This window comes from Thermoanaerobacterium sp. R66 (assembly GCF_028895185.1).
Lineage (GTDB): Bacteria > Bacillota > Thermoanaerobacteria > Thermoanaerobacterales > Thermoanaerobacteraceae > Thermoanaerobacterium.
This window is the reverse complement of the sequence record NZ_JAEUWW010000001.1, coordinates 1152742-1179677: the sequence shown is the minus strand read 5'-3', so window position 1 is coordinate 1179677 and position 26936 is coordinate 1152742. Positions and strand designations below refer to the sequence as shown.

Annotated in this window: 23 protein-coding genes and 2 riboswitches; of the genes, 18 read left to right on the top strand and 5 right to left on the bottom strand. The window is 37.0% G+C overall.

The genetic code is table 11. From position 1 onward, the window contains the following. Positions 1 to 10: 10 nt before the first annotated feature. From JJQ93_RS05855 to JJQ93_RS05835, 5 genes are all read left to right on the top strand, one after another. Positions 11 to 733, top strand: a complete 723-nt coding sequence (locus tag JJQ93_RS05855; protein ID WP_274893065.1) for an ABC transporter ATP-binding protein — start codon at positions 11 to 13, stop codon at positions 731 to 733. After that, a complete protein-coding gene (locus tag JJQ93_RS13005) occupies positions 730 to 1467 on the top strand; it encodes an ABC transporter permease (RefSeq protein ID WP_350494221.1) in 738 nt (245 codons plus the stop codon). The genes JJQ93_RS05855 and JJQ93_RS13005 overlap by 4 nt, the downstream gene beginning before the upstream one ends. A gap of 92 nt (positions 1468 to 1559) precedes the next feature. After that, positions 1560 to 2540 (top strand): lipoate--protein ligase, encoded by a 981-nt coding sequence (gene lplA, locus JJQ93_RS05845; RefSeq protein ID WP_274893062.1) that lies wholly within the window; start codon positions 1560 to 1562, stop codon positions 2538 to 2540. A 147-nt stretch (positions 2541 to 2687) separates the two neighbouring features. Then, positions 2688 to 4352, top strand: a complete 1665-nt coding sequence (gene lpdA / locus JJQ93_RS05840) for a dihydrolipoyl dehydrogenase (protein ID WP_274893061.1) — start codon at positions 2688 to 2690, stop codon at positions 4350 to 4352. 53 nt (positions 4353 to 4405) lie between these two features. Beyond that, entirely contained in the window at positions 4406 to 4849 is a 444-nt protein-coding gene (locus JJQ93_RS05835) for an OsmC family protein (protein WP_085113502.1), read from the top strand. A gap of 20 nt (positions 4850 to 4869) precedes the next feature. On the opposite strand, the gene gcvPB is transcribed toward JJQ93_RS05835, so the two are convergent. The 5 genes from gcvPB to JJQ93_RS05810 form a co-directional block, all read right to left on the bottom strand. After that, the gene (gcvPB, locus tag JJQ93_RS05830) at positions 4870 to 6321 is read right to left on the bottom strand and encodes an aminomethyl-transferring glycine dehydrogenase subunit GcvPB (protein ID WP_274893060.1); all 1452 of its coding nucleotides are present in this window, start codon (positions 6319 to 6321) and stop codon (positions 4870 to 4872) included. Next, positions 6308 to 7663, bottom strand: coding sequence for an aminomethyl-transferring glycine dehydrogenase subunit GcvPA (gene gcvPA, locus JJQ93_RS05825; RefSeq protein ID WP_274893059.1), 1356 nt, complete (start codon positions 7661 to 7663; stop codon positions 6308 to 6310). The genes gcvPB and gcvPA overlap by 14 nt, the downstream gene beginning before the upstream one ends. A gap of 29 nt (positions 7664 to 7692) precedes the next feature. Continuing rightward, positions 7693 to 8067, bottom strand: a complete 375-nt coding sequence (gene gcvH / locus JJQ93_RS05820) for a glycine cleavage system protein GcvH (RefSeq protein WP_274893058.1) — start codon at positions 8065 to 8067, stop codon at positions 7693 to 7695. 12 nt (positions 8068 to 8079) lie between these two features. Continuing rightward, positions 8080 to 9180 carry a glycine cleavage system aminomethyltransferase GcvT gene (gcvT, locus tag JJQ93_RS05815; RefSeq protein WP_274893057.1) on the bottom strand — a complete coding sequence of 367 codons (1101 nt, stop codon included), beginning with the start codon at positions 9178 to 9180 and terminating at the stop codon, positions 8080 to 8082. A gap of 68 nt (positions 9181 to 9248) precedes the next feature. Further along, a riboswitch (glycine riboswitch) is annotated at positions 9249 to 9317 on the bottom strand. Positions 9318 to 9320: 3 nt separating this feature from the next. Then, positions 9321 to 9421: riboswitch (glycine riboswitch) on the bottom strand. Between the two features lie 49 nt (positions 9422 to 9470). Continuing rightward, positions 9471 to 10358, bottom strand: coding sequence for an N-acetylmuramoyl-L-alanine amidase (locus JJQ93_RS05810; RefSeq protein ID WP_274893056.1), 888 nt, complete (start codon positions 10356 to 10358; stop codon positions 9471 to 9473). Between the two features lie 131 nt (positions 10359 to 10489). On the opposite strand from JJQ93_RS05810, the gene JJQ93_RS05805 reads away from it, so the two are divergent. From JJQ93_RS05805 to JJQ93_RS05745, 13 genes are all read left to right on the top strand, one after another. Beyond that, a complete protein-coding gene (locus JJQ93_RS05805; RefSeq protein ID WP_274893055.1) occupies positions 10490 to 11191 on the top strand; it encodes a coenzyme F420-0:L-glutamate ligase in 702 nt (233 codons plus the stop codon). 328 nt (positions 11192 to 11519) lie between these two features. Continuing rightward, the gene (locus JJQ93_RS05800) at positions 11520 to 14294 is read left to right on the top strand and encodes a cation-translocating P-type ATPase (RefSeq protein ID WP_274893054.1); all 2775 of its coding nucleotides are present in this window, start codon (positions 11520 to 11522) and stop codon (positions 14292 to 14294) included. 9 nt (positions 14295 to 14303) lie between these two features. After that, a complete protein-coding gene (locus tag JJQ93_RS05795; protein WP_274893053.1) occupies positions 14304 to 14948 on the top strand; it encodes a potassium channel family protein in 645 nt (214 codons plus the stop codon). 67 nt (positions 14949 to 15015) lie between these two features. Continuing rightward, positions 15016 to 15678: a potassium channel family protein gene (locus JJQ93_RS05790; RefSeq protein ID WP_274893052.1), complete on the top strand. Its 663-nt coding sequence runs from the start codon at positions 15016 to 15018 to the stop codon at positions 15676 to 15678. A 227-nt stretch (positions 15679 to 15905) separates the two neighbouring features. Beyond that, a complete protein-coding gene (locus JJQ93_RS05785; protein ID WP_274893051.1) occupies positions 15906 to 18041 on the top strand; it encodes a sodium-translocating pyrophosphatase in 2136 nt (711 codons plus the stop codon). A gap of 256 nt (positions 18042 to 18297) precedes the next feature. Then, a complete protein-coding gene (locus tag JJQ93_RS05780; RefSeq protein ID WP_085113522.1) occupies positions 18298 to 20364 on the top strand; it encodes a ribonucleoside triphosphate reductase in 2067 nt (688 codons plus the stop codon). Continuing rightward, positions 20361 to 21044, top strand: a complete 684-nt coding sequence (locus tag JJQ93_RS05775) for an anaerobic ribonucleoside-triphosphate reductase activating protein (RefSeq protein ID WP_274893050.1) — start codon at positions 20361 to 20363, stop codon at positions 21042 to 21044. Before JJQ93_RS05780 ends, JJQ93_RS05775 begins: the two co-directional genes overlap by 4 nt. Before the next feature lie 110 nt (positions 21045 to 21154). Further along, entirely contained in the window at positions 21155 to 21607 is a 453-nt protein-coding gene (locus JJQ93_RS05770) for a VOC family protein (RefSeq protein WP_085113514.1), read from the top strand. A gap of 16 nt (positions 21608 to 21623) precedes the next feature. After that, complete coding sequence (locus tag JJQ93_RS05765; protein WP_085113515.1) at positions 21624 to 22271, top strand: ThuA domain-containing protein; 648 nt, start codon at positions 21624 to 21626, stop codon at positions 22269 to 22271. Between the two features lie 205 nt (positions 22272 to 22476). Continuing rightward, on the top strand, positions 22477 to 23493 hold the full coding sequence (locus JJQ93_RS05760) for a LacI family DNA-binding transcriptional regulator (RefSeq protein ID WP_085113516.1): 1017 nt from the start codon (positions 22477 to 22479) through the stop codon (positions 23491 to 23493). 54 nt (positions 23494 to 23547) lie between these two features. Further along, entirely contained in the window at positions 23548 to 24732 is a 1185-nt protein-coding gene (locus JJQ93_RS05755) for an AGE family epimerase/isomerase (protein ID WP_274893049.1), read from the top strand. Then, on the top strand, positions 24716 to 25891 hold the full coding sequence (locus JJQ93_RS05750) for a glycoside hydrolase family 130 protein (protein WP_274893048.1): 1176 nt from the start codon (positions 24716 to 24718) through the stop codon (positions 25889 to 25891). The genes JJQ93_RS05755 and JJQ93_RS05750 overlap by 17 nt, the downstream gene beginning before the upstream one ends. Before the next feature lie 38 nt (positions 25892 to 25929). Beyond that, complete coding sequence (locus tag JJQ93_RS05745) at positions 25930 to 26922, top strand: glycoside hydrolase family 5 protein (RefSeq protein WP_274893047.1); 993 nt, start codon at positions 25930 to 25932, stop codon at positions 26920 to 26922. Positions 26923 to 26936 lie beyond the last annotated feature (14 nt).

Here is a 26936-nt window from a genome sequence, read left to right as displayed (position 1 = left end):
AGGGAATGCGATGGTTTTGAAAGTTGATAACTTAACGAAAAGATATCACAATGGGAGAGGAATCAATTCGATTTCTTTTAGTGTTGACGATGGGGATATTTTCGGATTGCTTGGTCCAAATGGTTCTGGCAAGACAACCACAATGAAAATTATAGTAGGCCTTATGAAACCTGATAGTGGAAGCGTAGAGATCTTTTCAAATAAAATAGATGATATTCAAGAGAAGTATCTGAGGGATGTAGGGTGTTTAATTGAAGCACCAGCATTGTACGATTTTTTGAGTGCCAGGAAAAATTTAGAAATCGCTGCATCTTACTATGATGACATTGATGATTATAGAATTGAAGAGATGCTGAACATCACCGGATTGGTAAAATTTCAAAATGAAAAAGTAAAAGAGTTTTCGTTTGGAATGAAGCAAAGGTTAGGGTTGGCTTTGGCGCTTATATCGAACCCAAAGCTTGTCATACTTGATGAACCAGCTAATGGATTAGATATAGAAGGAATGGTATCCATAAGAAAAATTATAATGAATGAAAATAGAGAAAAAGGAACTACATTTTTAATATCAAGCCATTTAGCACATGAATTAGAAATTATGTGCAATAAGATCGCTGTCATGAAGGAAGGTCGTTTATTAAGCGTTGCTACAATGGAAGAAGCATTAAAAAAAGGAAGTCTTGAAGCGTATTTTATGGAAACCATAAATAAAACGGATGGAGGATTGCAATGATAAAGATAAAAAAAGATTTGCTTAATGAGTTGATAAAGATTCTGTACAGAAAAAAATATTTGCTTTTACTTATGTTTATATTTTTTATGTCTATTGCATTTGCGTTGATTGGTAAATTTGTAAATGGACTAATAGGCCTTTATATATCGAATTTTCCAATGACAGTTTTATCTGTATTAGTTACTTTTATTTTGCCGTTGATCGTCTTTATGGTTACTGCTGATGTGTTTACAGCAGAGCAAGAAAATGGCACTATAAAAGCGATCTTGACAAGACCCGTAAGCCGTATCAGAATATACATTTCAAAGTTCATGGCGATATTAATATACTCATGTATGATATTGCTTTCTGGATTTATTTCAAGCCTTGCATGTGGAACAATTTTAAACTCTTTCATGTCAATTAGCATAGGTTCTACTATAGTAGCATATATATTGTCAGTTTTTCCATTGATTCCAATAATATTTTTTGCTATTACAATTTCACAGATATCGAGAAGTACATCTGGCACGGTGATGATTTCCGTATTGACTTATATTACCATCTATGTAGTAACTGTTATTTTCCCTAAAACATATCCTTTATCATTTACATCGTATACAAGTTGGTATCTACTATTTATTGGGTCAGTAATACCAGTCTTTAATGTGTTAAATATCATTGTATTATTTTTAGCATATAGCTTAATATTTTTTGCCATAAGTTTTTGGCTTTTCGATAAGAGGCAATATTGAATTCATCTAAAGCTTAGTATATTATTGGTCTTTATTGTTTTAAATGATATACTTTAATAGGAATAGTTTAATTTTTGGAAAGGGTGTACACTATGATTTATATCTACAACAAGAACACAGATCCTTATTTTAATTTAGCGGCGGAAGAATATGTGTTAAAGCAATTTAGCGATGAATGTTTCATGCTTTGGAGAAATAGGCCAAGCATAATAATAGGTAAAAACCAGAATGCTTTAGCGGAGATAAACCTTGACTACGTTAAAGAGCACAATATACCGGTTGTCAGAAGGTTGTCTGGAGGTGGAGCGGTATTTCACGATTTAGGCAATGTGAATTTTACCTTTATTGTAAACGATGATTTGAATGGGTTTAGCGACTTTAGAAGATTTACACAACCTATTATTTATGTGCTTCGAAAGCTATCTTTAAATGCTGAGTTTTCTGGCAGAAACGATATAACGATCGATGGTAAAAAAATATCAGGCAATGCGCAGTACTATTATAAAAACAGGATACTTCATCATGGAACACTGTTGGTGTCGTCAAATATGGCAGATCTATCAGCGGCATTAAAGGTGCGACCTATAAAATTTGAAGACAAAGGTGTGAAGTCTGTATCTAAGAGAGTGACCAACATAAATGAACATTTGGAAAAGCCTATAGATATAGAGGAATTTATTAACCTTATAATGGACGATATAAGGCTAACTACAGGTGGAAGTGGCCTTTATGAATTTACAGACGAAGATATAAGAAATATAGAAAGGCTGAGAGATGAGAAGTACAATACGTGGGAATGGAATTTTGGTATGTCTCCAGATTACAACTTAAAAAATGAAAAGAAATTTTCAGGCGGTACGGTAGAAGTGGATTTAAACGTGTCTGACGGGATAATAAGAGATATAAAGATCTACGGCGATTTCTTCGGAAAAAAGGATGTAAAAGATGTAGAGGAAATGCTAAAGGGTGTAAAGCACTCTGAAAATGATATTAAAAATGCGCTTTCATCAATAGACATTGGAGAATATTTTTCAAACATAACATTAGAGAATTTGCTTGAGGTTATGTTTTAATCAAAATTATGTTCAAAATATTGAACTATCGTTTAGATAGTGCTAAAATATGGTTAGAGTGAGTTGTCAAATAATTAACTTGCTTAATGATTTCACTTCAAGCAATAATAATTTAGTGAATAGTAATTAAAATTGGAGGTGTACCTTATGGAGTTAGAAGTTAAGGTACCTGTTTTGTCTGATACTATTAATGAGGGCAAAATAACTAAATGGTATATTAGCGAAGGGCAATTTGTTAAAAAAGGAACTTCTTTATGCGATATATCGGTTGGTAAAATGAATTTTGAAGTGTATTCAGAATATGATGGCATAATTTCTAAGATTATTTTTCCTGCCGGTAGTACAGTAAAATCAGGAGATGTCATTTCGTTGATATCAGAATCTGAAGAAGTTTCTCAAAAGTCAATTTCAGGTGATGCAGATACATTTTATAGTGAAGTAAATGATTATGATTTGGCTGTCATAGGTGGCGGCCCTGGAGGTTATGTGGCTGCTATAAAAGCTGCAAAAAAAGGTGCAAAAGTGGCACTTTTCGAAAAAGATAAAGTGGGCGGTACTTGTCTTAATAGAGGCTGCATACCCACAAAAGCTTACGCAAGAGTTGCAGAAGTTTATGACATTATACAAAGGTCAGATGAATTTGGCCTCAGTGTAGATGAAAAATCTTTTGATTACAAAAAAGTGGTTGAAAGAAAGGATAGTATAGTAAACGAGCTTGTATCTGGCATAAAAGCATTGCTTAAAGCCAATGGTGTTGATTTGTATTCTGAAGAAGCAAAAATAGACAAAGATAAAAACATATTATTTGGAGAAAATAAGATAAAGGCGAAAAACATAATAATAGCAACTGGTTCTAATCCGCAAGAATTGCCTATTGAAGGCATTAAATCAAAGAACGTCATAAATAGCAACGACATTTTGGAGATTACATCATTGCCTGACAGCATGTGCATAATAGGTGGTGGTGTAATTGGCATGGAGTTTGCCTTTATAATGAACCAATTTGGAGTAAAAGTATCTATCGTTGAGATGATGCCAAGACTTCTTCCTCAACTTGATAAAGAAGTAAGCAATTTAATAAAGTCTGAGGCGCAGAAGCGTGGTATGAAGATTTACATATCTTCTAAGGTCGAAAAGATTTTAGAAGAAGAAAACGGTGGAAGCATTGTAACGATAGAAAAAGATGGTGGGACAAAATGTATATATGCTGACAAAGTGTTTATTTCCATTGGAAGAAAACTAAATACAGATGTAGGGCCAATTTCAGAACTTTTAGAATTCGATGGAAAAGCTATAAAAGTCGACGAATACTTAAGGACGAATATTGACAATGTATACGCCATTGGCGATGTTACAAACAAAATGATGCTGGCACATGTGGCATCAGCGCAAGGAGAAGCAGCAGTTGACAATATTTTTGGAGGCAATGTTGCTCTCGATTATATGAAAATACCTGCTGCTGTATTTACAGAGCCGGAGATAGGTTATTTCGGCTATACGGAGGAAGAGGCTAAGAGCAAATTTGGAAATGTAAAAGTGGGTAAATTTTACTTTGCAGCTAATGGCAGAGCAAAAACGTACGGTGAAACAAAAGGCTTTGCCAAGATCATATCTTCCGAAAATGGAGATGTCTTGGGAGCATGGGTTGTGGGAAGTGATGCATCTGAAATTGCTCAGATAATATCTACTTCATGTCAAAGTGGTGCAAAGGCAGATGATCTTAAAAAAGCCATATACACTCATCCTACCAGAAGTGAGACTATAATGGAGGCAGTAAAAGACATTTTTAAAGAATCTATACATAAAGTGTAAATAGCGATCAAAGCTTATATAAAAGCTTTGAAATAAATAAGGAGGTAATTAAAATGGCAGTGGAAACTTTTAAGGCGGTTTCTAAAAAATTGCCGGAAGGATTGGCAGTGGAAAGCGAAGTAAGAGGCTTTAAGATGGTTTTAGACGAGCCGAAAGAAATGGGCGGTACAAATAAAGGAATGAATCCTGTAGAGGCATTGCTTTGTGCTTTGGGCTCTTGCCAAACCATTGTAGCATCAGCTTTTGCAAAGGCAAAAGGCATAAATCTTCAAGACTTCTGGGTAGAACTAGAAGGCGATATTGATTTGGATGGCTTCATGGGAAAATCCGACGTAAGACCAGGCTTCCAAGAGATAAGATTTAAGATGCACATTAAGACAGATGCTTCAAAAGAAAAAGCAGAGGAGTTTGCAAAGTTTATTGAAAAAACATGCCCAGTAGGTGATTCTATAGCGAATCCTGTAAAGTTAGTTTTGTCAGACGTTGTCGTAGAATAATATTATAAAAGCCGGTGTCATTAGACACTGGCTTTTACTATTGGATTTCTTGCTGCTTTTACTTCATCAAGCCTTCTTACAGGCGTATTGTGAGGCGCTGTCTTTAATATTTCTGGGTTTTCTTTTGCTTCTTTAGCGATTGATTTCATCGCATCTATGAACTCATCTAAAGTCTCTTTGCTTTCGGTCTCAGTCGGTTCAATCATCAGTGCACTATCTACTATGAGAGGGAAGTAGATAGTAGGAGGATGGAACCCATAATCTATCAATCTTTTTGCCACATCCAGCGTCGTTACGCCAGTTTCTTTATTCTTGAGGCCACTTAAGACAAATTCGTGTTTGCATATTGCATCATATGGAAGATCATAGTGGCTTTTAAGCTTTTCTTTAAGATAGTTTGCATTTAAAACAGCCATTTCACTGGCAAACTTAAGTCCTTCAGCACCCATAGTCAATATATATGCGTACGCTTTGACAAGTACATTGAAATTGCCGTAAAAACTCCTTACTCTTCCTATTGTATGCGGTAAATCATACTTAAAATAATATTTATCATTGTTTTTTTCAACTACAGGTACAGGCAGAAAATCTTTAAGATTGCCTTTCACGCCAACTGGCCCGCTTCCAGGCCCGCCTCCACCGTGTGGTGTGGCAAAAGTCTTATGGAGATTTATGTGGACCACGTCAAATCCCATGTCACCTGGCCTTGTTATACCCATGTTGGCATTCATGTTTGCTCCGTCATAGTAGAGAAGGCCTCCAGCATCATGAACTAGCTTAGCTATTTCTATGATGTTTTTTTCAAAAAGGCCGAGAGTATTTGGATTTGTAAGCATTAACCCTGCCACATCATCGTTAAGCATTGATTTTAATGAATTTATGTCTATAAGGCCATCACTTCCGGATTTTACTTCTACAACTTCAAAACCGGCTGTCGCGGCGCTGGCTGGATTTGTGCCGTGGGCAGAATCGGGTACTAAGATCTTTTTCCTTTTGTATTCACCGATGCTTTCGAAGTATGATTTAATTATCATCATTCCAGTAAGCTCTCCATGAGCTCCTGCAGCAGGTTGAAGCGTTATCCCATCCATGCCTGTTATTTCTTTTAGCATTTCTTGCAAATTGTACATAAGTTTTAAAGCGCCTTGTACAGTGCTTTCACTTTGCAGTGGATGTATATTAGTAAATGCTTCAAAGCTGGCAATATCTTCATTTACTTTTGGATTGTACTTCATAGTGCAAGACCCTAATGGATAAAATCCCTTGTCGACGCTGTAGTTTTTATATGACAAATTTGTATAATGCCTTACAAGCTCTACTTCGCTGACTTCAGGAAGGATTAAGTCTGTATGTCTTAAAAGCTCGTCTGGAATGGATTCTTCTAATTCAAAATCATCTACATCTAATGGTGGAAGGCTGTACGCTGTATGGCCTGGTTTTGATACTTCAAATATAAGTTTATCGTAGCTCATCACTTGCACCTCCCATGACACTTACAAGCTTATTGATTTCTTCTTTAGTCCTTTTTTCAGTGACGCAGACAAGCATTGAATTTTTGTACTTTTTATACTCTTTTTCAAGGTTATAACCGCCAATTATGCCATTTGACAAAAGAAGTTCATTTAAGTCATCCACGTTGCTTTCACATTCAATTGCAAATTCCATGAAAAATGGCTTTTCAAATAGAGGCTTAAACTTTCCTGTTTTTAGTAGCTTATTATATGCATAATGAGCCTTTTTATAGCACTGTGAAGCAACCTCTTTGATGCCATGTTTTCCAAGTGTTGCCATATACACGGCGGCAGTCAATGCGTTCAGTGAGTGATTTGTGCAAATATTTGATGTGGCTTTTTCTCTCCTTATGTGCTGTTCTCTTGCTTGCAGCGTCAATACAAACCCTCTTTTGCCATCTACATCATTTGTTTCGCCTATGATCCTACCTGGCAATTTTCTCATTAATTTTTGCGTAGTTGCAAAAAATCCCAGGTGAGGACCTCCAAAGTTAAGGTTATTTCCAAGAGGCTGGCCATCACCTACGGCTATGTCTGCACCTATTTCGCCAGGCGTTTTTAATATAGACAACGATATTGGTTCAACGTACATGATGAGAAGTGAACCATTTTTATGAACAAGTTTTTCTACATCATCAAGGTCTTCTATTATGCCGAAGAAATTCGGATTTTGTGCTATGAATGCTGCAGTATTGCTGTCAATAGAAGATTTTAAAAGATCTACATCTATCGTGCCTTCTTTATCATCTATCTCAACAATTTCTATATCGCTAAATCTCATGTATGTACGAAGTACTTTTTTTGCTTCAGGATTAACTGACGATGATACAAGCACTTTTTTCCTGTTTGTAACAACGGAGGCCATTTTTGCAGCTTCGCTTAAAGCTGTAGCACCATCGTACATAGATGCGTTTGAAACATCCATACCAGTCAAGTTGCATATCATCGTCTGATACTCATATATGGCTTGCAATGTACCTTGACTTATCTCAGGTTGGTACGGCGTATAAGCTGTATAAAATTCAGGCTTTGATACTATGTGCTTTACAACAGATGGTATAAAATGATCGTATATGCCTGCACCTAAGAAACAAATAAGATCATCTGTCGTCTTAATATCTTTAGCCAATTCTTTCATGCTTTTTATAAGCTCTGCCTCTGATATAGGACCTGCCACATTAAGCTTCCGCTTTAACCTTATATCCTCTGGAATGTCCACGAATAAATCTTCGATTGATTTTACATTCACAGATTTAAGCATTTCGCTTTGTTGGGCATTGGATGTTGGGATGTATTTGTGCACTATACCCACTCCTTTTAGAAAAATTTTGATTAATTGCAAAAATCGCTGTATTCTTCCGGTGACATAAGCTGGTCTAATTCACCCTTGTCATTCATTTCAATGCAAATCATCCAGTTTTCGTATGGATCGCTGTTTAAAAGTGATGGATCGTCTGCGACGGCTTGGTTTACTTCAACTACTTTGCCGCTTATAGGGCAGTAGACATCGGATGCTGCTTTTACTGATTCAACAGTGCCTAATGTATCTCCTGCATTTAATGCTGTATCAATTTCAGGAAGTTCTGCGTAGACTATGTCGCCTAATGAATGCTGAGCAAAATCAGTTATTCCAACGTATGCCTTGTCGCCTTCAACTTTTACCCATTCGTGATTTTTTGAGTAATAAAGACCTTCTAAAATTTTCATAAAAACAACCTCCTATTTTTTGTAATTTTTCTTGTAAAAATTTTTGCTTGCCACAAAAGCCTTATATGGCTTGTTGCGTATTATTATGTTTATTTCATTGCCAATAGTGGCAAATTGACTATTTATTAACGCCATACCTATGTTTTTCTTTAGCGTAGGCGATAGATATCCTGTTGTCACATATCCGATCTTTTCGCCTTCTGCATAAACATCATAACCATGGCGCGGTATAGCATTATCTGCCATTTCAAATCCTACTATTTTCCTTTTAAGTCCTTCTTCTTTTTGATTTAAAAGAGCTTCTTTTCCTAAAAACGATTTATCAAGTTTAACAAATGAACCTAATCCAGCTTCTAATGGTGTTATGTCATCAGAAAGTTCATTGCCGTATAGCGGAAGTCCTGCTTCAAATCTCAGCGTATCTCTGGCCCCTAAGCCGGCGGGCTTTATGCCAAGATTTTCTCCGACAGATAAGATTTTTTCCCACATCAATGCTACATATTCGTTTTTTAAAAATATTTCGAAGCCGTCTTCGCCAGTGTAGCCAGACCTTGAAACAAGGCAATTTATCCCGTCTAAGTCCATGTAATCAAAATGGTAGTATTTTAAACTGTCTAAATCGTAATTTGTAATTTTCTCAAGTATTTCCTGCGATTTTGGCCCTTGCAAAGCAAGCTCTGAGATCTCTCCTGATTCATCTTTTATTTCCACAGCAAAGTCATTTTTGTTTTCCCATAGCCATTTGTAATCCTTATCTATATTGCTGGCATTTACTACTAACATGTATTTTTCATAAGAAAATTTGTACACTAATAAATCGTCTACTGTTGTGCCATTAGAATAGCACATAGGAGAATACATTGCTTGGTTTGCACCAATTTTTGTGATGTCATTTGTAACCATGTAGTTTATGAATTTTTCAGAGTCACGACCTTCTACAATTATTTCACCCATGTGTGATACATCGAAAAGACCTGCGTTCTTTCTGACTGCTTCGTGTTCTTTAAGTATGCTTTCGTACTGTACAGGCATTTCAAATCCTGCAAAATCTATCATCTTTGCGCCGTACTTTTTATGGATGTCGTAAAGTGGAGTTCTTTTTAAGCTGTCCAATCAGTTCATCCCTTCCTAATTAAATTTGTCAACAAAAAAGGAATATGAAGACAAGTGTCATCATATTCCTCTGTATCATGACCTGAGAGTTTCTACCAAAAGGTATTGCCCCATCGGTGCCATACGGCTTTCCAGAGTCCCATCAAATAGCGATTAATTTGCCTGAGAGATTTTATGAAGCCGTGACCCACTTCATATTGCTCCTTCGGCCACCTTAAAAGGTGTCTCTCGCCATCCTCATCTGGATTTTATTAAACTCGCGCTACTATAATTATAGTGCAGCAAATTTATTAATTCAATATTGAAGAAAAAGAATTAGATTTAAAATACTCCAGTATTCCATTAAATACTGCTAATGCAATTTTGCTTCTGTAGTCTATGTCTCTTAAATGTGCATCATCTAATCTGCTGTTTTCTATGGCAGGTACAATTGTCACAATAGGTATTTCAAAAAATTCATCGCCGTATTTTTTTGCATGTATTCCTAAATTGTTCAATGGAGATTTTCGCTCTAAAGCTTTACTGAGGATTTCAGCAAGACTTTTGGATTTGTCATTTTGTTCGTCGTAGTATATCTTAAATCCGCTTTCATCTTTTAAAGATGCTTCGGTTGCAAAACTTATTGCAATATCGTATTCTACATCATCATTTATGGCAAATGAGTCGCTGTAATTGCTTCCTATTATATGTGGCTTTGCATATAGCAAATTAAGCAATTCACTTGTCTTTTTTGCGATATCCTTCATTGGCACTTGAGGTAAAAGATTTGTAGGGCTTTTAGTAGTTTTTTTATGTACAGGATTTAGCGCTATTTTTTTGTCTGATAAAATCTTTTTAAGTGGTGTTCTGTCAACGTAGAAATCCATCTTAGCGGGTACTCCATTTGACACTTTAATGTCGCTATCTGATTCCATGGACAGTTTGATCGTGGCATCTACATTTTTTTCATTGCACTTCAATATGACCTTATCGACGATGCCGTCATCAACTGTATATGTTCCGTCTGGCATATTTAATGAAGCATCTTTAAATACAATTATATAATCACCATCCGATTTTTCTACGCTGTATTCCGGAATATCTGTATAAAAGTCAAAGCCTATTAAACTTTTATTTTCCTTTATGCAGTTATTTGCGGCTTTTGTATCAAGCCTGATGTTTGTCAATATACTTTTCAAATAAAAGACCTCCTTCTTTCTTATATTGTTGACATAAATTTGATACATTTGTGATATAATTATTTATGTACAACCTTAATATATCACAACATCAAGAAAATGGAAATAAGTTTTATTGGGGGTTATATTAATTGCCATACGGGAAAATTCCTATAAGGACCCATGTTATAACAAAAGATGACGATATAGCTGATGTGGTATCAAGATACACAAAAGATATTGCAGAAGAAGGGGATTTGATAGCAATTGCAGAAAGCGTTGTGGCTATTACCCAGGGAAGGGCATATATGCCTGATGAGATAAAAGTGGGATTTTTGGCTAAAATCTTATGCAGGTTTACGGGGAGAAATGGGAGCCTAACTTCGCCACAAGCCATGCAGTGTGCCATAAATGAGGTTGGTTGGCTTAGGATTTTTGTGGCTGCACTTGTAAGTGCAATAGGCAAAATATTTAAGAAAAGAGGACTTTTTTTCAAGATAGCAGGGAGAAAAGTTGCACTTATAGATGACGTGGCAGGAACCATGGTGCCTTATCACAAGTACATAGTATTAGGACCTGCTGAACCTGATTTGGTATGCGATATGATAAAACAGAAAACAGGTATCGATACTGTCATAATCGATGCAAATGACTTGCATTGTGCTGATTGCATTGGCGCGTCTAAAGGTGTCTCAAAATCGTACGTTGAGAAGCTTTTTTTAGACAATCCGTCAGGAAATTCAGAACAGCAGACACCTATTGTCGTTATTAAATCGTATAAAGAGCAAACCGCAGAAATCGCTGATGATGTAAGGTGTGAAAAAGAATTGCATGAGATTTTGCAGAATCAATGAAATAATATAAAAATTACTGTAGCAAATTTTGTATTGCATGATTTTGCTATTGTTTTTTTATTTTGTAAAACCATGATTTTATGCAATAAATGAAGATTGCGAGACAAAATAAGCTATAAGATTGATAAGAAGAAGATTGTATAGCTTTAATTGAGGATAATAAGGCTAAATTCACGCTTAACTATGCAGCAGAATAATGCTATACTGGAGAAAAATGTATGAGGTGATAGTTATGCCTTTATGAAGTGTTTTCACTTCTATAGAGTATTACTATATAGACTATGATTAAGAAGGAGGTGTGAAACCTGTTTAATACAGGTTTGCTGCTTTGAAAACTGATGATATATTTAGAATGACAGAAGACCAATTGTTTAAAGAATTAGACACATCTATAAAGGGCATTTCAAAAGAAGAAGCTAATAAAAGATTAGAAAAGTATGGATACAACGAAATAAAAGAAGTCAAAAAGACATCCATGTTTTCAAGATTCATAGCAAATTTTACACATCTATTGGCAATACTTCTTTGGATAGCCAGCATACTTTCCTTTGTAGGTGGGATGCCACAACTTGGCTGGGCAATAATACTTGTAATAATTGTAAATGCTTTGTTTAGCTTTTGGCAGGAGTTTAAGGCAGAACAAGCGACAGAAAGCCTTAAGAAGATGCTGCCATCGTATGTGAAAGTCATAAGGGACGGGCAACAAGAACAAATATTGGCACGTGAATTAGTTCCAGGAGATGTTATATACCTTGAAGAAGGCGATCATGTACCTGCCGATGCAAGACTCATCGAAGCTTTTGAGATGAGAACTATTAATGCTGCATTGACAGGAGAATCAGAGCCTGTCAGAAGGACATCTGATGTTGTCTTAGACGAGGATGTATCGCTTATACAAGCGCCAAATCTGGTCTTTATGGGGACAAATGTTGCGTCTGGTTCTGGAACTGCAGTTGTCTACGCTACAGGCATGAATACCCAATTTGGTAAGATAGCTTCATTGACACAGACTATAAGTGCAGAGCAAAGCCCACTGCAAAAGCAGCTTACGAGAGTTGCAAAGGTGATAGCGTATTTGTCTCTTGTGATGGGAGTATTTTTCTTCCTTTTAGGCCTTTTGATGGGAAGGTCTTTGGTTGATACGTTTATGTTTGCAATAGGTATAATAACAGCTAATGTACCTGAGGGATTATTGCCGACTGTGACATTAGCACTTGCAATGGGCGTACAGCGAATGGCAAAAAGACATGCTTTAGTGAAGAAACTTTCCAGCGTTGAGACATTAGGCGGTGCAACGGTCATTTGCACAGACAAGACGGGGACACTGACGCAAAATGAGATGACTGTAAGAGAAATCTGGACTAAAGTGGCATATTACAATGTAAGCGGTGTGGGGTATGAACCAAAAGGCGACTTTTATGTTGATGACCAAAAGATAGATGTCAAAAATCTGCCTAATGAACTTTCATTGCTGTTAAAAATAGGTTTATTGTGCAACAACAGCCGATTAGTTAGACCGACGAATGAGAACCCATCCTGGGGAATAATAGGCGATCCTACAGAAGGTTCACTGGTGGTGCTGGCTGAGAAGGCAGGATTTACATTTGAAGAAATGTCGAGGGAGTACCCGAGAATATCTCAACTGCCATTTGATTCAAGGCGGAAAAGGATGACTTCCATACATAAGTATGGAAAAGAAATTTACGTATTTACTAAGGGTGCGCCAAAAGAAACCCTTTCAGTTTGCAATTACATTTTAAGCGATGACGGCATCAAAAAATTGGAGCAGTCGGATATAGATGATATAGTTAGGCAAAATGATAAATTTGCTGAATCGGGCCTTAGAGTGCTTGCAATGGCATACAAAAAAATAGATAATGAGATTAAAGAATATAGCATCGAAAATGTGGAAAACGACTTGATTTTTGTAGGCTTAGTTGCAATGATGGATCCGCCAAGGCCTGAAGTCGAATTGGCTGTCAAACAGGCACACAAAGCTGGCATAAAGATCATCATGATAACAGGTGACTACGGATTGACGGCTGAGTCAATCGCAAGAAGGATAGGCATAGTGAAAGGACCAAGGCCAAGGATAATAACAGGCAATGAATTGGACAAGATGTCTGACGAAGATCTGAAGAAAGAATTGAAGAATAAGGAGATAATATTTGCCAGAGTTGCTCCAGAACACAAGATGAAAGTTGTGGCTGCTTTAAAAGATATGGGTGAAGTAGTGGCTGTTACAGGTGATGGTGTCAACGATTCGCCTGCATTGAAGAAAGCCGATATAGGCATTGCAATGGGAAAATCAGGAACAGATGTGGCAAGAGAAGTGGCTACGATGGTCCTGACAGATGATAATTTTGCCAGCATTGTAAATGCCATTGAAGAAGGCAGAGCAGTCTACGACAATGTGCGGAAGTTTATAACGTACATCTTTGCACACTTGACACCAGAAGCAATACCATATATCTTGTTTTCACTGTTTAATATTCCTGTACCTATAACGGTAATGCAGATATTGGCTATAGATTTAGGTACTGAGACGTTGCCAGCTCTTGCTCTTGGCGTGGAGCCGCCTGAGCCCGGTGTCATGGATAGACCACCTAGATCGCCAAAAGAAAAGCTTCTGAATTTGTCGTTGTTTTTAAGAGGCTACGTGTTATTGGGCATAATAAGCTCAATAGCTGTTTTATCTGGATATTTCTGGGTTTTGTATAGCGGTGGATGGCATTGGGGAATGACGCTTCCTCTGTCTGACCCATTGGCAAGAAAGGCTGCTACAATGAGCTTTTTGGGGATAGTCATTATGCAGGTAGCAAACGTATTTGCATGTCGCACAGAGGTTGCTTCAATGTTCAGTGTAAGTTTCTTCAAAAATAGATTGCTAAACATCGGTGTAGTTTTTGAGCTGGTTTTAACTGCGCTGCTTATATACGTTCCGTTTTTGCAGAAGATATTTGACACGTATCCGGTGCCATTTAAGAATTGGTTGTTTTATGTGGCTTTTATGCCTATACTCATAGGCGCTGAAGAGATAAGGAAATATTTATTGCGGAGGAAAATCGCATCAAACCAAAAGGAGGTGAAAGGCTCTATTTGAGCCTGATTTATGAATATAATTGTTGCTGGATGCGGCCGGCTTGGAGCTGAGTTGGCACAGATGTTAGATTCAGATGGTTATAGCGTCGTAGTCATAGACAAAGACGCAAATGCCTTTAAAAGATTGAAGCCTTCTTTTAAAGGAAAGTTCATTGAAGGAGTCGCTTTTGACAAGGCTACTTTAATAAAAGCAGGCATTGAGCATGCAGATGCCGTTGCATCAACTACAAACGGTGATAACACCAATATCGTTACGGCTTTGATTGCAAAAAAGAAGTTCAATGTTCCTACTATTGTGGCAAGGATATATGACCCTATAAGAGCGGAGATATACAGAAAAATGGGCATCAATACTGTTTCCCCTACATTGTGGGGTGCAAACAAGATGAAGGATTTGATTTGCCATCCAGATCTTTTTAGGGTTTCTTCTTTTGGCAGCGGTGAAGTGGAGATAGTGGAGACGGAAGTTTCGGCTTATCTGGATGGAAGATACGTAAAAGATTTAGTAATCCCATCAGAAGTGAATGTAGTCAGCATAGTGAGGGATGGCATCGCTATGATTCCAACACAAAGCACTGTTGTAAAAAAAGGAGACAAGATATTTATAGCTGTTACGGCTTTTGGAAAGACAAAGATGAAACAGATGTTTATGTAAATATTGGTAAGGAGGTGAAAAACCTGACGGAAACAATAAATGTGTTTCCAAGTCGCAGGTTATAATCATGTCAATAATGATTGTCGGTGCTGGTCGGTTAGGCTTGTATCTTGCTCAACTGATGAAGGAAAGGCAAGAAAAAGTCGTAGTTGTTGAAAAAGATGAGTCAAAGATGGATAAGTTAAGGAAGGAATTAAATTGTGAAGTAGTGGTTGGAGATGGTTGCAACTCGGATGTTTTAAAAAAAGCTGGAATAATAGGAACGGATATTGTCGTCGCAGCGACAGGACATGATGAGGATAATCTTATAATTTGTCAACTGGCAAAATACGAGTTTGGGGTATCGAGAGTAGTATCCAGGATAAACAATCCAAAAAATGACTGGCTTTTTACTAAAGATATGGGGGTGGATGCGGCTGTAAGCAGTGCCCGGATAATCGCAAGATTGATAGAAGAAGAAGCTGAAATAAGTGGAATTACGACAATAATAAATCTCTCAGAAGGGAAAATTTCTATCGTAAGGAGCATCATTGAAAGAGGCTCCAATGCCGCCAATAAGATGATCAAAGACTTGATGCTGCCGAAAAACTGCGTCATTATGTCGGTAATAAGAAACAACAAAGTTTTGCTTCCAAACGGTAGCACATACATCTTACCGGGGGATGAGGTCTTAAGCGTCGTAAGCGATGAAAGCAAGGAAGCATTAAAAAATATTTTTGATGCAGAGTGAGAAAGACTTTTGCACAAATGACTGAATATGTCATAGTGCAAAGCCTTTTTTTTATACAAAAAAAACAATTTGAGGCTTTAACTGCTTTTTGCGAGCAGCTATGATTAATACTGACTGGTCAATAAAAAATATAAAATATTTTTAAAAACATGAAGGAATTTTTTATTCAGTGTAGAAATAATACTTTAGTAAACATATTAATTAAATTATTAAAGGAGATGGTCTAATTGAATTCCTATCTACTTATCATCTATGGAGTTGTTATTATTGCAGCTCTTGCCATCATTGGTTTTATTAGGTTTATTTTCAGTCAAGACAAAGGTGACGAGAAGATGCAGCAGATCTCAGACTCCATAAAAGAAGGTGCAATGGCTTTTCTAAACAGGCAGTATAAAACGATAACAGTCCTTGCACTGATAGTTGCCGTCATAATAATAATTGCCAATTACTACGGACATCAGGCAGAAGGTGTTGGCTCTGCTATAAGCTATGCATGGCATGTTGGATTGGCATTTATATCTGGAGCTTTGTGCTCTGCTATATCAGGCTACATAGGCATGTACATGGCAGTCAATTCAAATGTGAGGGCAGCCAGTGGTGCAAGAAAAGGCCTTAACAAAGCTTTACAGATCGCTTTAAGAGGTGGGGCTGTTACAGGCCTTGCGGTTACAGCATTATCCCTTTTTGGCGTTGCGACTTTGTTTTTTGCTTACGGTGGAGCATCTGGACAACAGGAATTGGTTAAAAATGCTCCATCATTGATAGTAGGTTTTGGATTTGGTGCTTCTTTCGTTGCGCTTTTCGCACAGTTAGGCGGTGGTATATACACAAAAGCTGCTGACGTAGGGGCTGACCTTGTCGGCAAGGTAGAAGCAGGCATTCCAGAGGATGATCCAAGAAATCCTGCAGTAATCGCTGATTTGGTTGGCGATAACGTTGGAGACTGTGCTGGAAGGGGAGCCGACCTGTTTGAATCAACAGCCGCTGAAAATATAGGTGCTATGATTTTGGGTGTAGGCTTGTATCCTGTCTTTGGATTAAAAGGCATATTGTTCCCGCTTGTAGCACGTGCTATTGGTATTATCGCTTCAATCATCGGTATTGTATTCGTAAACACGAAAGACGAATCAAAAGATCCTATGATTGCTTTAAACAAAGGATATTTTGTAACGACAATAATAAATATAATTGTACTTTTCTTCGCTGTGAAGGTTATGCTTTCAGGTCATTTAGCAAATGGAAATAGTGTAAATTATTTACTTCTATACGGTGCAGCAGTAGCAGGCATATTGTTAAGCTACGTATTTGTATTTTTGACAAACTACTACACATCTATGAGCACAAGACCTGTTCAGGAGATCGCAAAGGCTTCAACAACAGGCGCAGCTACAAACATAATAACTGGTATCTCCGTAGGCATGGAGTCACCAGCACTTCCAGTCTTGTTCATATCTGCAGCAATAATCATAGCATACAGGCTTGGTGAATTGGCACTTCCAAATATAGCTACAGCGGGCTTCTATGGCACTGCCATAGCTACAATGGGAATGTTATCAACGACGGCATATATTTTAGCAATGGATACTTTTGGCCCTATAACTGACAACGCAGGTGGAATCACTGAAATGTCTGAAGCACCTGAATCTGTAAGGGTTGTCACAGATAGGCTTGATGCATGCGGAAATACGACAAAGGCATTGACAAAAGGTTATGCAGTAGGATCTGCAGCATTGGCAACATTCCTCCTTTTCTCTGCATACCTTGATGAAGTTAAGAAGATACTTGGCAAACCTATCGATTCTTGGTTTGCTGTAGACATAGGCAAACCTGAGGTTTTCATAGGAGCTTTTATAGGCGCTATGATAGTATTTCTTTTCAGCTCTACAGCTATAAGGGCTGTTGGTAAAGCGGCACAGTACGTCATACTGGAAGTCAGAAGGCAGTTTAAAGAAAACCCCGGCATCATGGAAGGCACATCAAAGCCAGACTACGCTAAGACAGTCGACATAGTCACAAAAGGTGCATTGAAAGAGATGGTAATCCCAGGTCTTATTGTCGTTGTTGCGCCTATCTTAGTAGGAATTTTGCTTGGAAAAGAATCTGCAGCAGCATTTTTGATGGTTGGTACAATATCCGGTGTAATAATGGCTTTGTTCTTAAACAATGGTGGTGGTGCATGGGATAATGCTAAGAAGTTCATCGAATTAGGAAACTATGGCGGTAAGAAGTCAGATGCGCATAAAGCAGGTGTTGTAGGCGATACAGTAGGTGACCCGTTTAAAGATACGGCAGGTCCGTCATTGCACGTTTTGATAAAACTTATAAGCACTATCACACTTGTGTTTGCATCCTTGTTTAGATAAAAAAATCTATACTAAGGTGGAGCTTAATGCTCCACCTTTTTTAATTGCCTTTGGCTCTTGAAAATTTTTATTGACTGAAGGATGTATCAATGATATACTATATATTGATGTGATGATATAATTAAATACAATATATAGAGTTAATATTAGAAAATTTCAGATATGTTTGCTTATTTGATTAACTTTTAATCGGGGTATTTGCTGAATCATTTTTACAGATGATAAAGTAATGGAGGTTTTGAAATTGGATAAGGAAATGAAAGTAGTCAAGAGAAATGGTAAAGAAGAAGAATTTAAGAAAGAGAAAATAGCAAATGCTATATACAAGGCATTTGAAGCTGTCGGCGAAGGGAAGTACAGTGATGCTTCAAAGATAGCTGATGAAGTTACAGAGTACATAGGAAATAATTTTGAAGGGCGCGCAAGTGTAGAGGAGATTCAAGACATTGTAGAACAATTTTTGATAAAACATGGATTTGCAAAGGCAGCGAAAGCCTACATATTGTACAGAAAACAACACCAAGACATAAGAGAATTTAAAAATATGTTTATGGACATTGAAAAAATGGTGGACGAGTACATAGGGAAGCTTGACTGGAGAGTAAATGAAAATAGCAATATGAGCTACTCTCTCCAAGGCTTGAATAATCACATAGCAAGTACGATAACGGCTAATTACTGGTTGAATAAGATATATCCAAAAGAAGTAAGAGATGCTCATGTAAATGGCGATTTGCACATACACGACTTAAGCCTTTTATCTGTGTACTGCTGTGGATGGGACTTGAAAGACCTCCTCGTATCTGGATTTACCGGCGTAGAGGGAAAAGTGCAAAGTAGACCTCCAAAGCATTTTAGATCTGCTTTAGGACAGATAGTGAACTTCTTCTATACACTTCAGGGAGAAGCTGCAGGTGCGCAGGCGTTTTCTAATTTTGACACTTATTTGGCACCGTTTATATATTATGACAAGCTTTCGTATAAAGAAGTAAAGCAGTCATTACAGGAATTTATTTTTAACATAAATGTTCCAACAAGAGTAGGTTTTCAGACGCCATTTACAAATATAACGATGGATCTTGTGGTGCCAGACATACTGGCTGACGAACCTGTAATAATAGGCGGCAAAGCCATGAATAGATCGTATAAAGAATTTCAGAAGGAAATGGACATGCTTAATATGGCGTTTGCTGAGGTCATGATGGAAGGGGACGCAAATGGAAGGATATTCACATTTCCAATACCAACTTACAATATAACGAAGGATTTTGATTGGGAAAGTCCTGTCATTGATAAAATAATGGAAATGACTGCAAAATACGGCCTTCCGTATTTCAGCAATTTTGTAAATAGCGATCTAAACCCAGAAGATGCAAGATCAATGTGTTGTCGTTTAAGGCTTGATAATAGAGAGCTCAGAAAGCGCGGTGGCGGTCTTTTCGGAGCAAACCCACTTACAGGTTCAATTGGAGTTGTAACGATAAATATGCCAAGGATTGGGTATTTATCAAATTCAAAAGAAGAGTTCTTTGAAAGATTAGGAAAGCAAATGGATGTAGCAAGAAAGAGCCTTGAGATAAAGAGAAAAGTGCTGGAGAATATGACTGAAATGGGGCTTTATCCGTATTCTAAATTTTACTTAAGAGATATAAAGATGAGATTTGGCTCGTATTGGCAGAATCACTTTAATACCATCGGCTTGATAGGAATGAATGAGGCACTTTTAAATTTCATGGGATGCGGCATCACGAGTGAAAAAGGCAGAAATTTCGCATTGGAAGTTTTGGACTTCATGAGAAATAGATTGGAAGACTATCAGATAGAATCAAATTACCTTTACAACCTTGAAGCATCGCCTGCCGAGGGTGCGTCGTACAGATTGGCAAAAAAAGACAAAGAGTTATACAAAGACATCATCACTGCAGGAGGAGATGTGCCGTATTACACTAATTCCACACAGCTTCCTGTCGACTTTACAGATGACATATTTACGGCTCTTGATTTGCAGGACGAACTTCAGACAAAATACACAGGCGGAACAGTATTTCATGGTTTTTTAGGTGAAAACATAAACGATCCTGATACATGCAAAGCATTGGTGAAGAAGATAGCTTACAATTACAGGCTTCCTTATTACACAATAACGCCGACTTTTTCAATATGCGACAACCATGGCTATATATCTGGAGAACATTTTAACTGTCCGCAATGTGGCAATGAATGCGAAGTATACAGCAGAGTTGTGGGATACTACAGGCCGCTTCAAAACTGGAATGAAGGCAAAAGAGAGGAGTTTTCTGACAGGAAGGAATTTGTAATATGATGTATGATTATTTGCCGGTGTCTATGGTGGATTATCCAGGCAAAATAGCTACGACGGTATTCGTAAGTGGATGTAACTTTGTTTGCCCATACTGTCACAATAGCCAGCTTATTAAGCGCAAAAAACCTGTTAAGAGTGAAGCTGACTTCATGGAATATCTGAATAAAAGGAAAAATCTAATAGATGGCGTTTGTATAACAGGTGGAGAGCCAACACTGTGGAAAGACTTGAAAAACTTCATTAAAACAATAAGAGATTTAGGATTCAGCGTCAAGCTAGACACAAATGGTTCTCGCCCTGATGTCATAGAAAGGCTTTTAAGAGATGATTTGGTAGACTACATTGCTATGGATGTAAAGGCACCTAAAAATAAATACGGTTTATTCGTAAAAAACAATGAAGATATAGAGAGAATTGTAAAAAGCATTGATTTAATTAAAAACTCTGGAATAGATTATGAATTCAGGACAACTGTAAATGACAAGATATTTAGCTTAGAAGATTTTTCGTCTATTGGTGATTTGATTTCTGGCAGCAGAAGATATGTGCTTCAAGCTTACAAGTATTCTGACGGTGTTTTAGATAAAGACTTGTGCGGCGAAAAACAGTGTGATATTGAATTTTTGAAAAATATAAAAGAGATGTTAAAAGATAAAGTAGTTGAGGTATTGATAAGGTAAAAAAGAGGAGATTTTCTCCTCTTTTTTTTGGGAAAAATTATGGAAGGTGTATAATTTTATTAGATGAGTTACAGTAAGTTCAATTAAAAATTTATATTAGGGGGATATTTATGGACAAAAATTTATTAGGTACCAACATCGTCACGCAGATAGGTATAATAGTAAAAGACATTGATGAAGCATCAAAGACTTTTGCAGACTTTTTTGGAGTGGAAAAGCCTAAGTGGAATTGGACAGATGGCTATGAGAAGTCACATGCAGAATATAATGGAAAACCATCTGATGCTCGTGCAAAGCTTGCCTTTTTTGATATGGGGCAAGTTCAAATAGAGCTTATTGAGCCAGATGAAAACATAAGCACTTGGAGGGAGTTTTTGGATAAACACGGGGAAGGTGTACATCATATAGCGTTTCAAGTAAAAGACATGGATGAAAAGATAAAAGCATTAGAGAAAAATGAGATGAGCCTAGTCCAAAAAGGCGATTACGAAGGTGGAAGATATGCTTACATAGATACTTTTTCGAAGTTAAAGGTAATCATAGAGCTTTTAGAGAATTTTTAAAAAAAGGGATGATATTGTGAAAGAGATAGTTGCGATTTTAGGTGATTTTTACCACAATGAGGAAATTATAAAAAGATCTCTATATAGAGTCATAAATAATCTTGGCAATGTAAATCTTAGATTTATAGATATTGATGAGTTACAAAAGGAATTAGAATCAAAACCTGATTGCGTAATATTATTTAAAGAAAATAGATTAAATCCACAGTCAGAGAGTGTTAATCTCTGGATGACAGAAGAGATAGAGAAGAAAATAGTAAACTACGTAAAAGACGGTGGAAGCTTATTTGCATGGCATTCTGGCCTATCATCATATCCGGAAGATGGAGAATACAATAAAATGCTAAAGGGATATTTTTTACATCATCCTGAAAAAAACGATGTTGTACAGTACGTACCACAAAAAGATATGCTAGGAGAATTTGAAAGTGCTATCCAGACGTTTGAGTTTGTTGATGAACATTATTTCGTCAAATGCGAAGAAAATGATACAAATGTATTTTTGCGTTCTTTCTCTAAATACGGACAATCCATAGCAGGATGGTATCATCACTTTGGTAAAGGCAAGGTGTGCTGCTTGACTCCTGCCCACAGGGAAGATGGACTGTTAAACGAGTCGTTTTTGAAGACGTTACATGAGTGTGTAAATTGGTGTATAAAATAGTAAACGCTTTTAAGTGAAAAGACAAGATAGGCTGTATTAGATGATAAGCAGCCTATCTTTTAATTTACTTGTATTTTGTACAATAAATGCGATACGATTTCTACAAATCAAATTTTAAAATCGTGTTGACACTAAATAAAAGTTACATTATACTTAAATTAAGCAAAAAAATAAAGTGCAAATCAAACGAATGCAGGTGATAAACATGAAAAAAGTAACCTTACAAGATATTGCAGAGGTCATAGGTGTATCGAAAAATACTGTGTCCAAGGCACTGAGAGGTGCTGAAGGCGTAAGTGCGGAAATGAGAAGCCGCATCTTAGAGACAGCCATGAAAATGGGGTATAAAAAGATTAAAGACATACCAAGTAAAATCTTAAACGTGACCATACTTTGCAGAGCGGATTTTCTTATTGAGTCAACTTTTTGGTCCAATGTCCTATATGGAATTGAAAACGCAGCCAGAAACAACAATTTGAAATTAAGCATTACGGGCATTGATGAAGAAGGCGAGGAAAATTTAAGCATTCCCAGCACTATTACGAAAGATACCACAAACGGAATCATAATAGTAGGTACTTTGAATGATGAATTTATTAAAAAGGTTAAGGCTACAAAAATACCATTTGTTGTCGTAGATCATTACAGCAATGTAATTGATTGTGACTACATAAATACGGCAAATGAAAATGGAATGTACAAAGCAGTAAAACATCTATATGATAACGGTCATAGAAAGATTGGCTTTATCGGTAACAATGAATGGGCATTTAGTTTCAGGGAAAGGTATTATGCTTATGCAAGGACTATGGAAGATCTGGATCTTAGTATCGATAAAGATTATGTATGGTTAGACATAAACTTAAAAGGTGCAGAATTTTTTAAAGATCCTGATTACTTTAAGAAAAAGATTACCGTAGCAGAGAAGTTTCCTACTGGATGGGTTTGTGCAAATGACAAAATTGCATTGGCGTTTATGAGAAGCTTAGAAGATTTGGGGGTTAAAGTGCCTGACGATGTTTCTATTGTAGGATTTGACAATATTGAGATGAGTGCGTATTCTCATCCTGCTCTTACGACTGTAGATATTCCAAAGAGATCTTTAGGTGAAAAAGCTGTCAATCAACTTTTGTACAGGATGAACAATCTTGAGAAGCCGTATGAAGATATTAAGCTATATACAGAGCTTGTCGTTAGAAATTCAGTTAAAGATATAAATTAGTTTTTGTTATTGTGGGAATTAAATGTGAAAAATTAAGGTGAGGGGACATGTCGAATGGATAAAATAGCACAGGAAATGTATAAAGAGTTGAAGGATAGAATTTTTCCTTTTTGGAGCAAACTGAAAGACGAAGAAAACGGTGGTTTTTATGGATATGTTGACTATGACTTAAATGTTGACAAAAAAGCCTTGAAAGGTTCAATATTGAATTCAAGGATACTGTGGTTTTTTTCAGCAATTTACTGTTTAGATAAAGATGAAAAAGCACTTAAATTGGCCCATCATGCTTATAAATTTTTAAGAGATAATGTATTGGACAAGGAAAATAAAGGACTTTACTGGATGGTAGATTATAAAGGAGAGCCTGTTGATACCAGAAAGCATACCTACAGTCAGGCTTTTGGCATATACGGATTGGCTCAATACTACAAAGCGACAGGCAATGAAGAAGCCTTAAATATTGCAATCGATTTATTTAACATCATTGAGAGAAATTGCAAAGATGAAAATGGATATTTGGAGGAATTTGATCGCAATTGGAATCTTAAAGAGAATTGCGAACTTAGCGAACATGGGGTAATATCCAGCCGTACAATGAATACGCATCTTCACATATTGGAAGCTTACACATTGCTTTATGATGTATGGAAAGATGATAGCTTAAAAGAAAGCATAAAGTATCTTTTCAAGATTTTTAAAAATAAAATATACAGTGAAGATGGAAAATATCTAAAAGTATTTTTCGACGACAATTGGGATACTACCATCGATATAAAATCATATGGACACGACATAGAAGCAAGCTGGCTTTTAGATAGGGCTGTGAATGTATTAGGCGATGAAGGAATAAGAGATGTAACAAAAAAATACACTATGGAAATTGCTGAAAACATATTAAATAACATATATTCACCAGAGGGCATAGCAAATGAGACCGTTGAAGGAAAAACTGACACATCGAGAGTATGGTGGGTTCAAGCAGAATCAGTGGTGGGCTTTTTTAACGCATATCAAAAGACAAATGATATTAGATTTATAGATGCTTCAAAGAACATCTGGGAATATATAAAAAGATATTTGATTGATAAAAGGGATGGCAGCGAATGGTATTGGAAGGTTGATGAAAATGGGAAACCATTTGAAATGCCTATAGTGGAGCCGTGGAAGTGCCCTTATCACAATGGCAGGATGTGCATTGAGATTATAGAGAGGGTGAAAAATAATGAAGTTTCAAGATAGATATGAAATAGAATTGCGAAAGTATGAAGACCTGATAAACAGGAAGAATGAGAAAACAGAAGACTACAACGGCATATTTGACAGGTACAAATATCCTGTATTGACGAGGGAACATACGCCGCTATTTTGGAGGTACGACCTTGACGAAAGGACTAATCCTTACTTTATGGAAAGGCTTGGTGTGAATGCCGTATTTAATCCTGGCGCGATAGAATTAGATGGAAAATTTTATCTTATTGCTCGTGTTGAAGGGTACGATAGGAAATCGTTTTTTGCTGTTGCAGAAAGCGACAGCGGCGTAGACGGGTTTAAATTTTGGGATTACCCTGTAGAATTTGACGATTTATACCCTGAAGAAACAAATGTATACGATATGAGGCTTACAAAACATGAAGATGGATGGATTTATGGCGTATTCTGCTCTGAAAGCAAAGATCCAAATGCCCCTCCAGGTGACTTATCATCTGCTATTGCCAGTGCAGGGATAGTTCGCACAAAAGATCTTAAAAAATGGGAAAGGCTTCCTAATCTTAAGACGAAATCACCGCAGCAGAGAAACGTTGTTTTACATCCTGAGTTTGTAAACGGAAAGTACGCATTTTACACAAGACCACAAGATGATTTCATAGAAGCAGGAAACGGCAGTGGAATTTGCTTTGGTTTGTGCGATGACATAGAAAATCCAACAATAGACGAAGAAAAACTTGTGAGCCCAAGAGTTTATCATACTATTACAGAAGTGAAAAATGGTGCGGGATGTGTCCCTATAAAGACTGAAAAAGGATGGATACACATAGCACACGGTGTCAGAAACACTGCTGCTGGATTGAGATATGTTATATACTTATTTGTAACAGACCTAAATGATCCAAGCAAAGTCATAGCATCTCCAGGAGGTTATTTGATTGCACCGAGAGGCGAGGAAAGAGTCGGCGACGTTTCTAACGTAGTATTTACAAATGGAGCAATTGCAAGGGATAATGGCGATGTTTACATATACTACGCTTCATCAGACACCAGAATCCACGTTGCAACTACGACTGTCGATAGACTCTTAGATTATGCTTTTAACACGCCGCCAGATGCGCTAAGATCTTTAGATTGCGTAAAGCAGAGGAAAGAACTTATTAAGAAAAACCTCCAGTTAAACATGAGATAGAAAGCTTTATATTCAATAAATTTTAGGAGTTGAATTTGATGAAAAAATATGGATTTAATTTTCAGTGGATATACGTGTGGGATGAAGGCAAGTCACCTTTAAAGCCAGACTTAAAAGCTTTGGATTTTTTGGTGGAGACAGGCTTTAACTTCGTAAGGATACCGACAGATTATAGATTTTGGATAAAAAATTTTGATTATTTTAATCCGGATGAAAGCGTTTTTGAATATATAGATTTGTACTTGGAAGAGTGTAAAAAGAGAAATATTCACATGTGCCTAAATATACACAGAGGGCCTGGATACTGCATTAACCGCAATGACCTTGAGCGCGATAATTTGTGGCTCGATAAAGTTGCTCAAGACGGATTTGTATATCAATGGCAGGTATTTGCTAAAAGGTACAAAGGAGCGCCAAGTAAATATTTAAGCTTTGACCTTTTAAATGAGCCACCGGATATAGGACAGTACGGCATGACTCGCGAGATACACGCATCACTGATTAAGCGCACTGTTGAGGCAATACGCCAAATTGATCCTGAAAGAGAAATAGTCATAGATGGCTTAGGCGGTGGAAACATAGCGATGCCGGAGTTAGCTGATATTGGTGTGATACACAGTGGGAGAGGATATCAGCCAATGGCTTTAACACATTATGAAGCGACATGGTGGAATGGTTACAAAGGGCTTCCAACGCCTACATATCCAGATCTTGTTTGGGACGGGAAGGTGTGGAATAAAGATACTATAAGAGAATACTACAGGCCATGGCGAGATGTGGAAGAAAAAGGTGTTGAGGTGCATATAGGTGAATTTGGATGCTTCAACAAAACACCAAATGAAGTTGCTTTAAGATGGTTTAAGGACCTTTTAAGTTTGTACAAAGAATTTGAATGGGGATATTCCCTCTGGAACTTTAAAGGGCCATTTGGGATCATAGAACATGGTCGCGATGGTGCCAAATACGAAGACTTCTACGGATATAAAGTGGATAGAGAGCTTTTAGATCTTCTGATAGAGAATAGAGTTTAAAATAAAGCCAAAAA

What these genes read in the sequence shown, in the direction of transcription:
- JJQ93_RS05835 (WP_085113502.1), top strand. Translation starts at nt 4,406, where the DNA reads ATGGCAGTGGAAACTTTTAAGGCGGTTTCTAAAAAATTGCCGGAAGGA.
- JJQ93_RS05770 (WP_085113514.1), top strand. Translation starts at nt 21,155, where the DNA reads ATGGACAAAAATTTATTAGGTACCAACATCGTCACGCAGATAGGTATA.
- JJQ93_RS05755 (WP_274893049.1), top strand. Translation starts at nt 23,548, where the DNA reads ATGGATAAAATAGCACAGGAAATGTATAAAGAGTTGAAGGATAGAATT.
- JJQ93_RS05750 (WP_274893048.1), top strand. Translation starts at nt 24,716, where the DNA reads ATGAAGTTTCAAGATAGATATGAAATAGAATTGCGAAAGTATGAAGAC.
- JJQ93_RS05745 (WP_274893047.1), top strand. Translation starts at nt 25,930, where the DNA reads ATGAAAAAATATGGATTTAATTTTCAGTGGATATACGTGTGGGATGAA.
- JJQ93_RS05780 (WP_085113522.1), top strand. Translation starts at nt 18,298, where the DNA reads ATGAAAGTAGTCAAGAGAAATGGTAAAGAAGAAGAATTTAAGAAAGAG.
- lpdA (WP_274893061.1), top strand. Translation starts at nt 2,688, where the DNA reads ATGGAGTTAGAAGTTAAGGTACCTGTTTTGTCTGATACTATTAATGAG.
- JJQ93_RS13005 (WP_350494221.1), top strand. Translation starts at nt 730, where the DNA reads ATGATAAAGATAAAAAAAGATTTGCTTAATGAGTTGATAAAGATTCTG.
- JJQ93_RS05775 (WP_274893050.1), top strand. Translation starts at nt 20,361, where the DNA reads ATGATGTATGATTATTTGCCGGTGTCTATGGTGGATTATCCAGGCAAA.
- JJQ93_RS05855 (WP_274893065.1), top strand. Translation starts at nt 11, where the DNA reads ATGGTTTTGAAAGTTGATAACTTAACGAAAAGATATCACAATGGGAGA.
- JJQ93_RS05760 (WP_085113516.1), top strand. Translation starts at nt 22,477, where the DNA reads ATGAAAAAAGTAACCTTACAAGATATTGCAGAGGTCATAGGTGTATCG.
- gcvPB (WP_274893060.1), bottom strand. Translation starts at nt 6,321, where the DNA reads ATGAGCTACGATAAACTTATATTTGAAGTATCAAAACCAGGCCATACA.
- lplA (WP_274893062.1), top strand. Translation starts at nt 1,560, where the DNA reads ATGATTTATATCTACAACAAGAACACAGATCCTTATTTTAATTTAGCG.
- JJQ93_RS05790 (WP_274893052.1), top strand. Translation starts at nt 15,016, where the DNA reads ATGTCAATAATGATTGTCGGTGCTGGTCGGTTAGGCTTGTATCTTGCT.
- JJQ93_RS05795 (WP_274893053.1), top strand. Translation starts at nt 14,304, where the DNA reads ATGAATATAATTGTTGCTGGATGCGGCCGGCTTGGAGCTGAGTTGGCA.
- gcvH (WP_274893058.1), bottom strand. Translation starts at nt 8,067, where the DNA reads ATGAAAATTTTAGAAGGTCTTTATTACTCAAAAAATCACGAATGGGTA.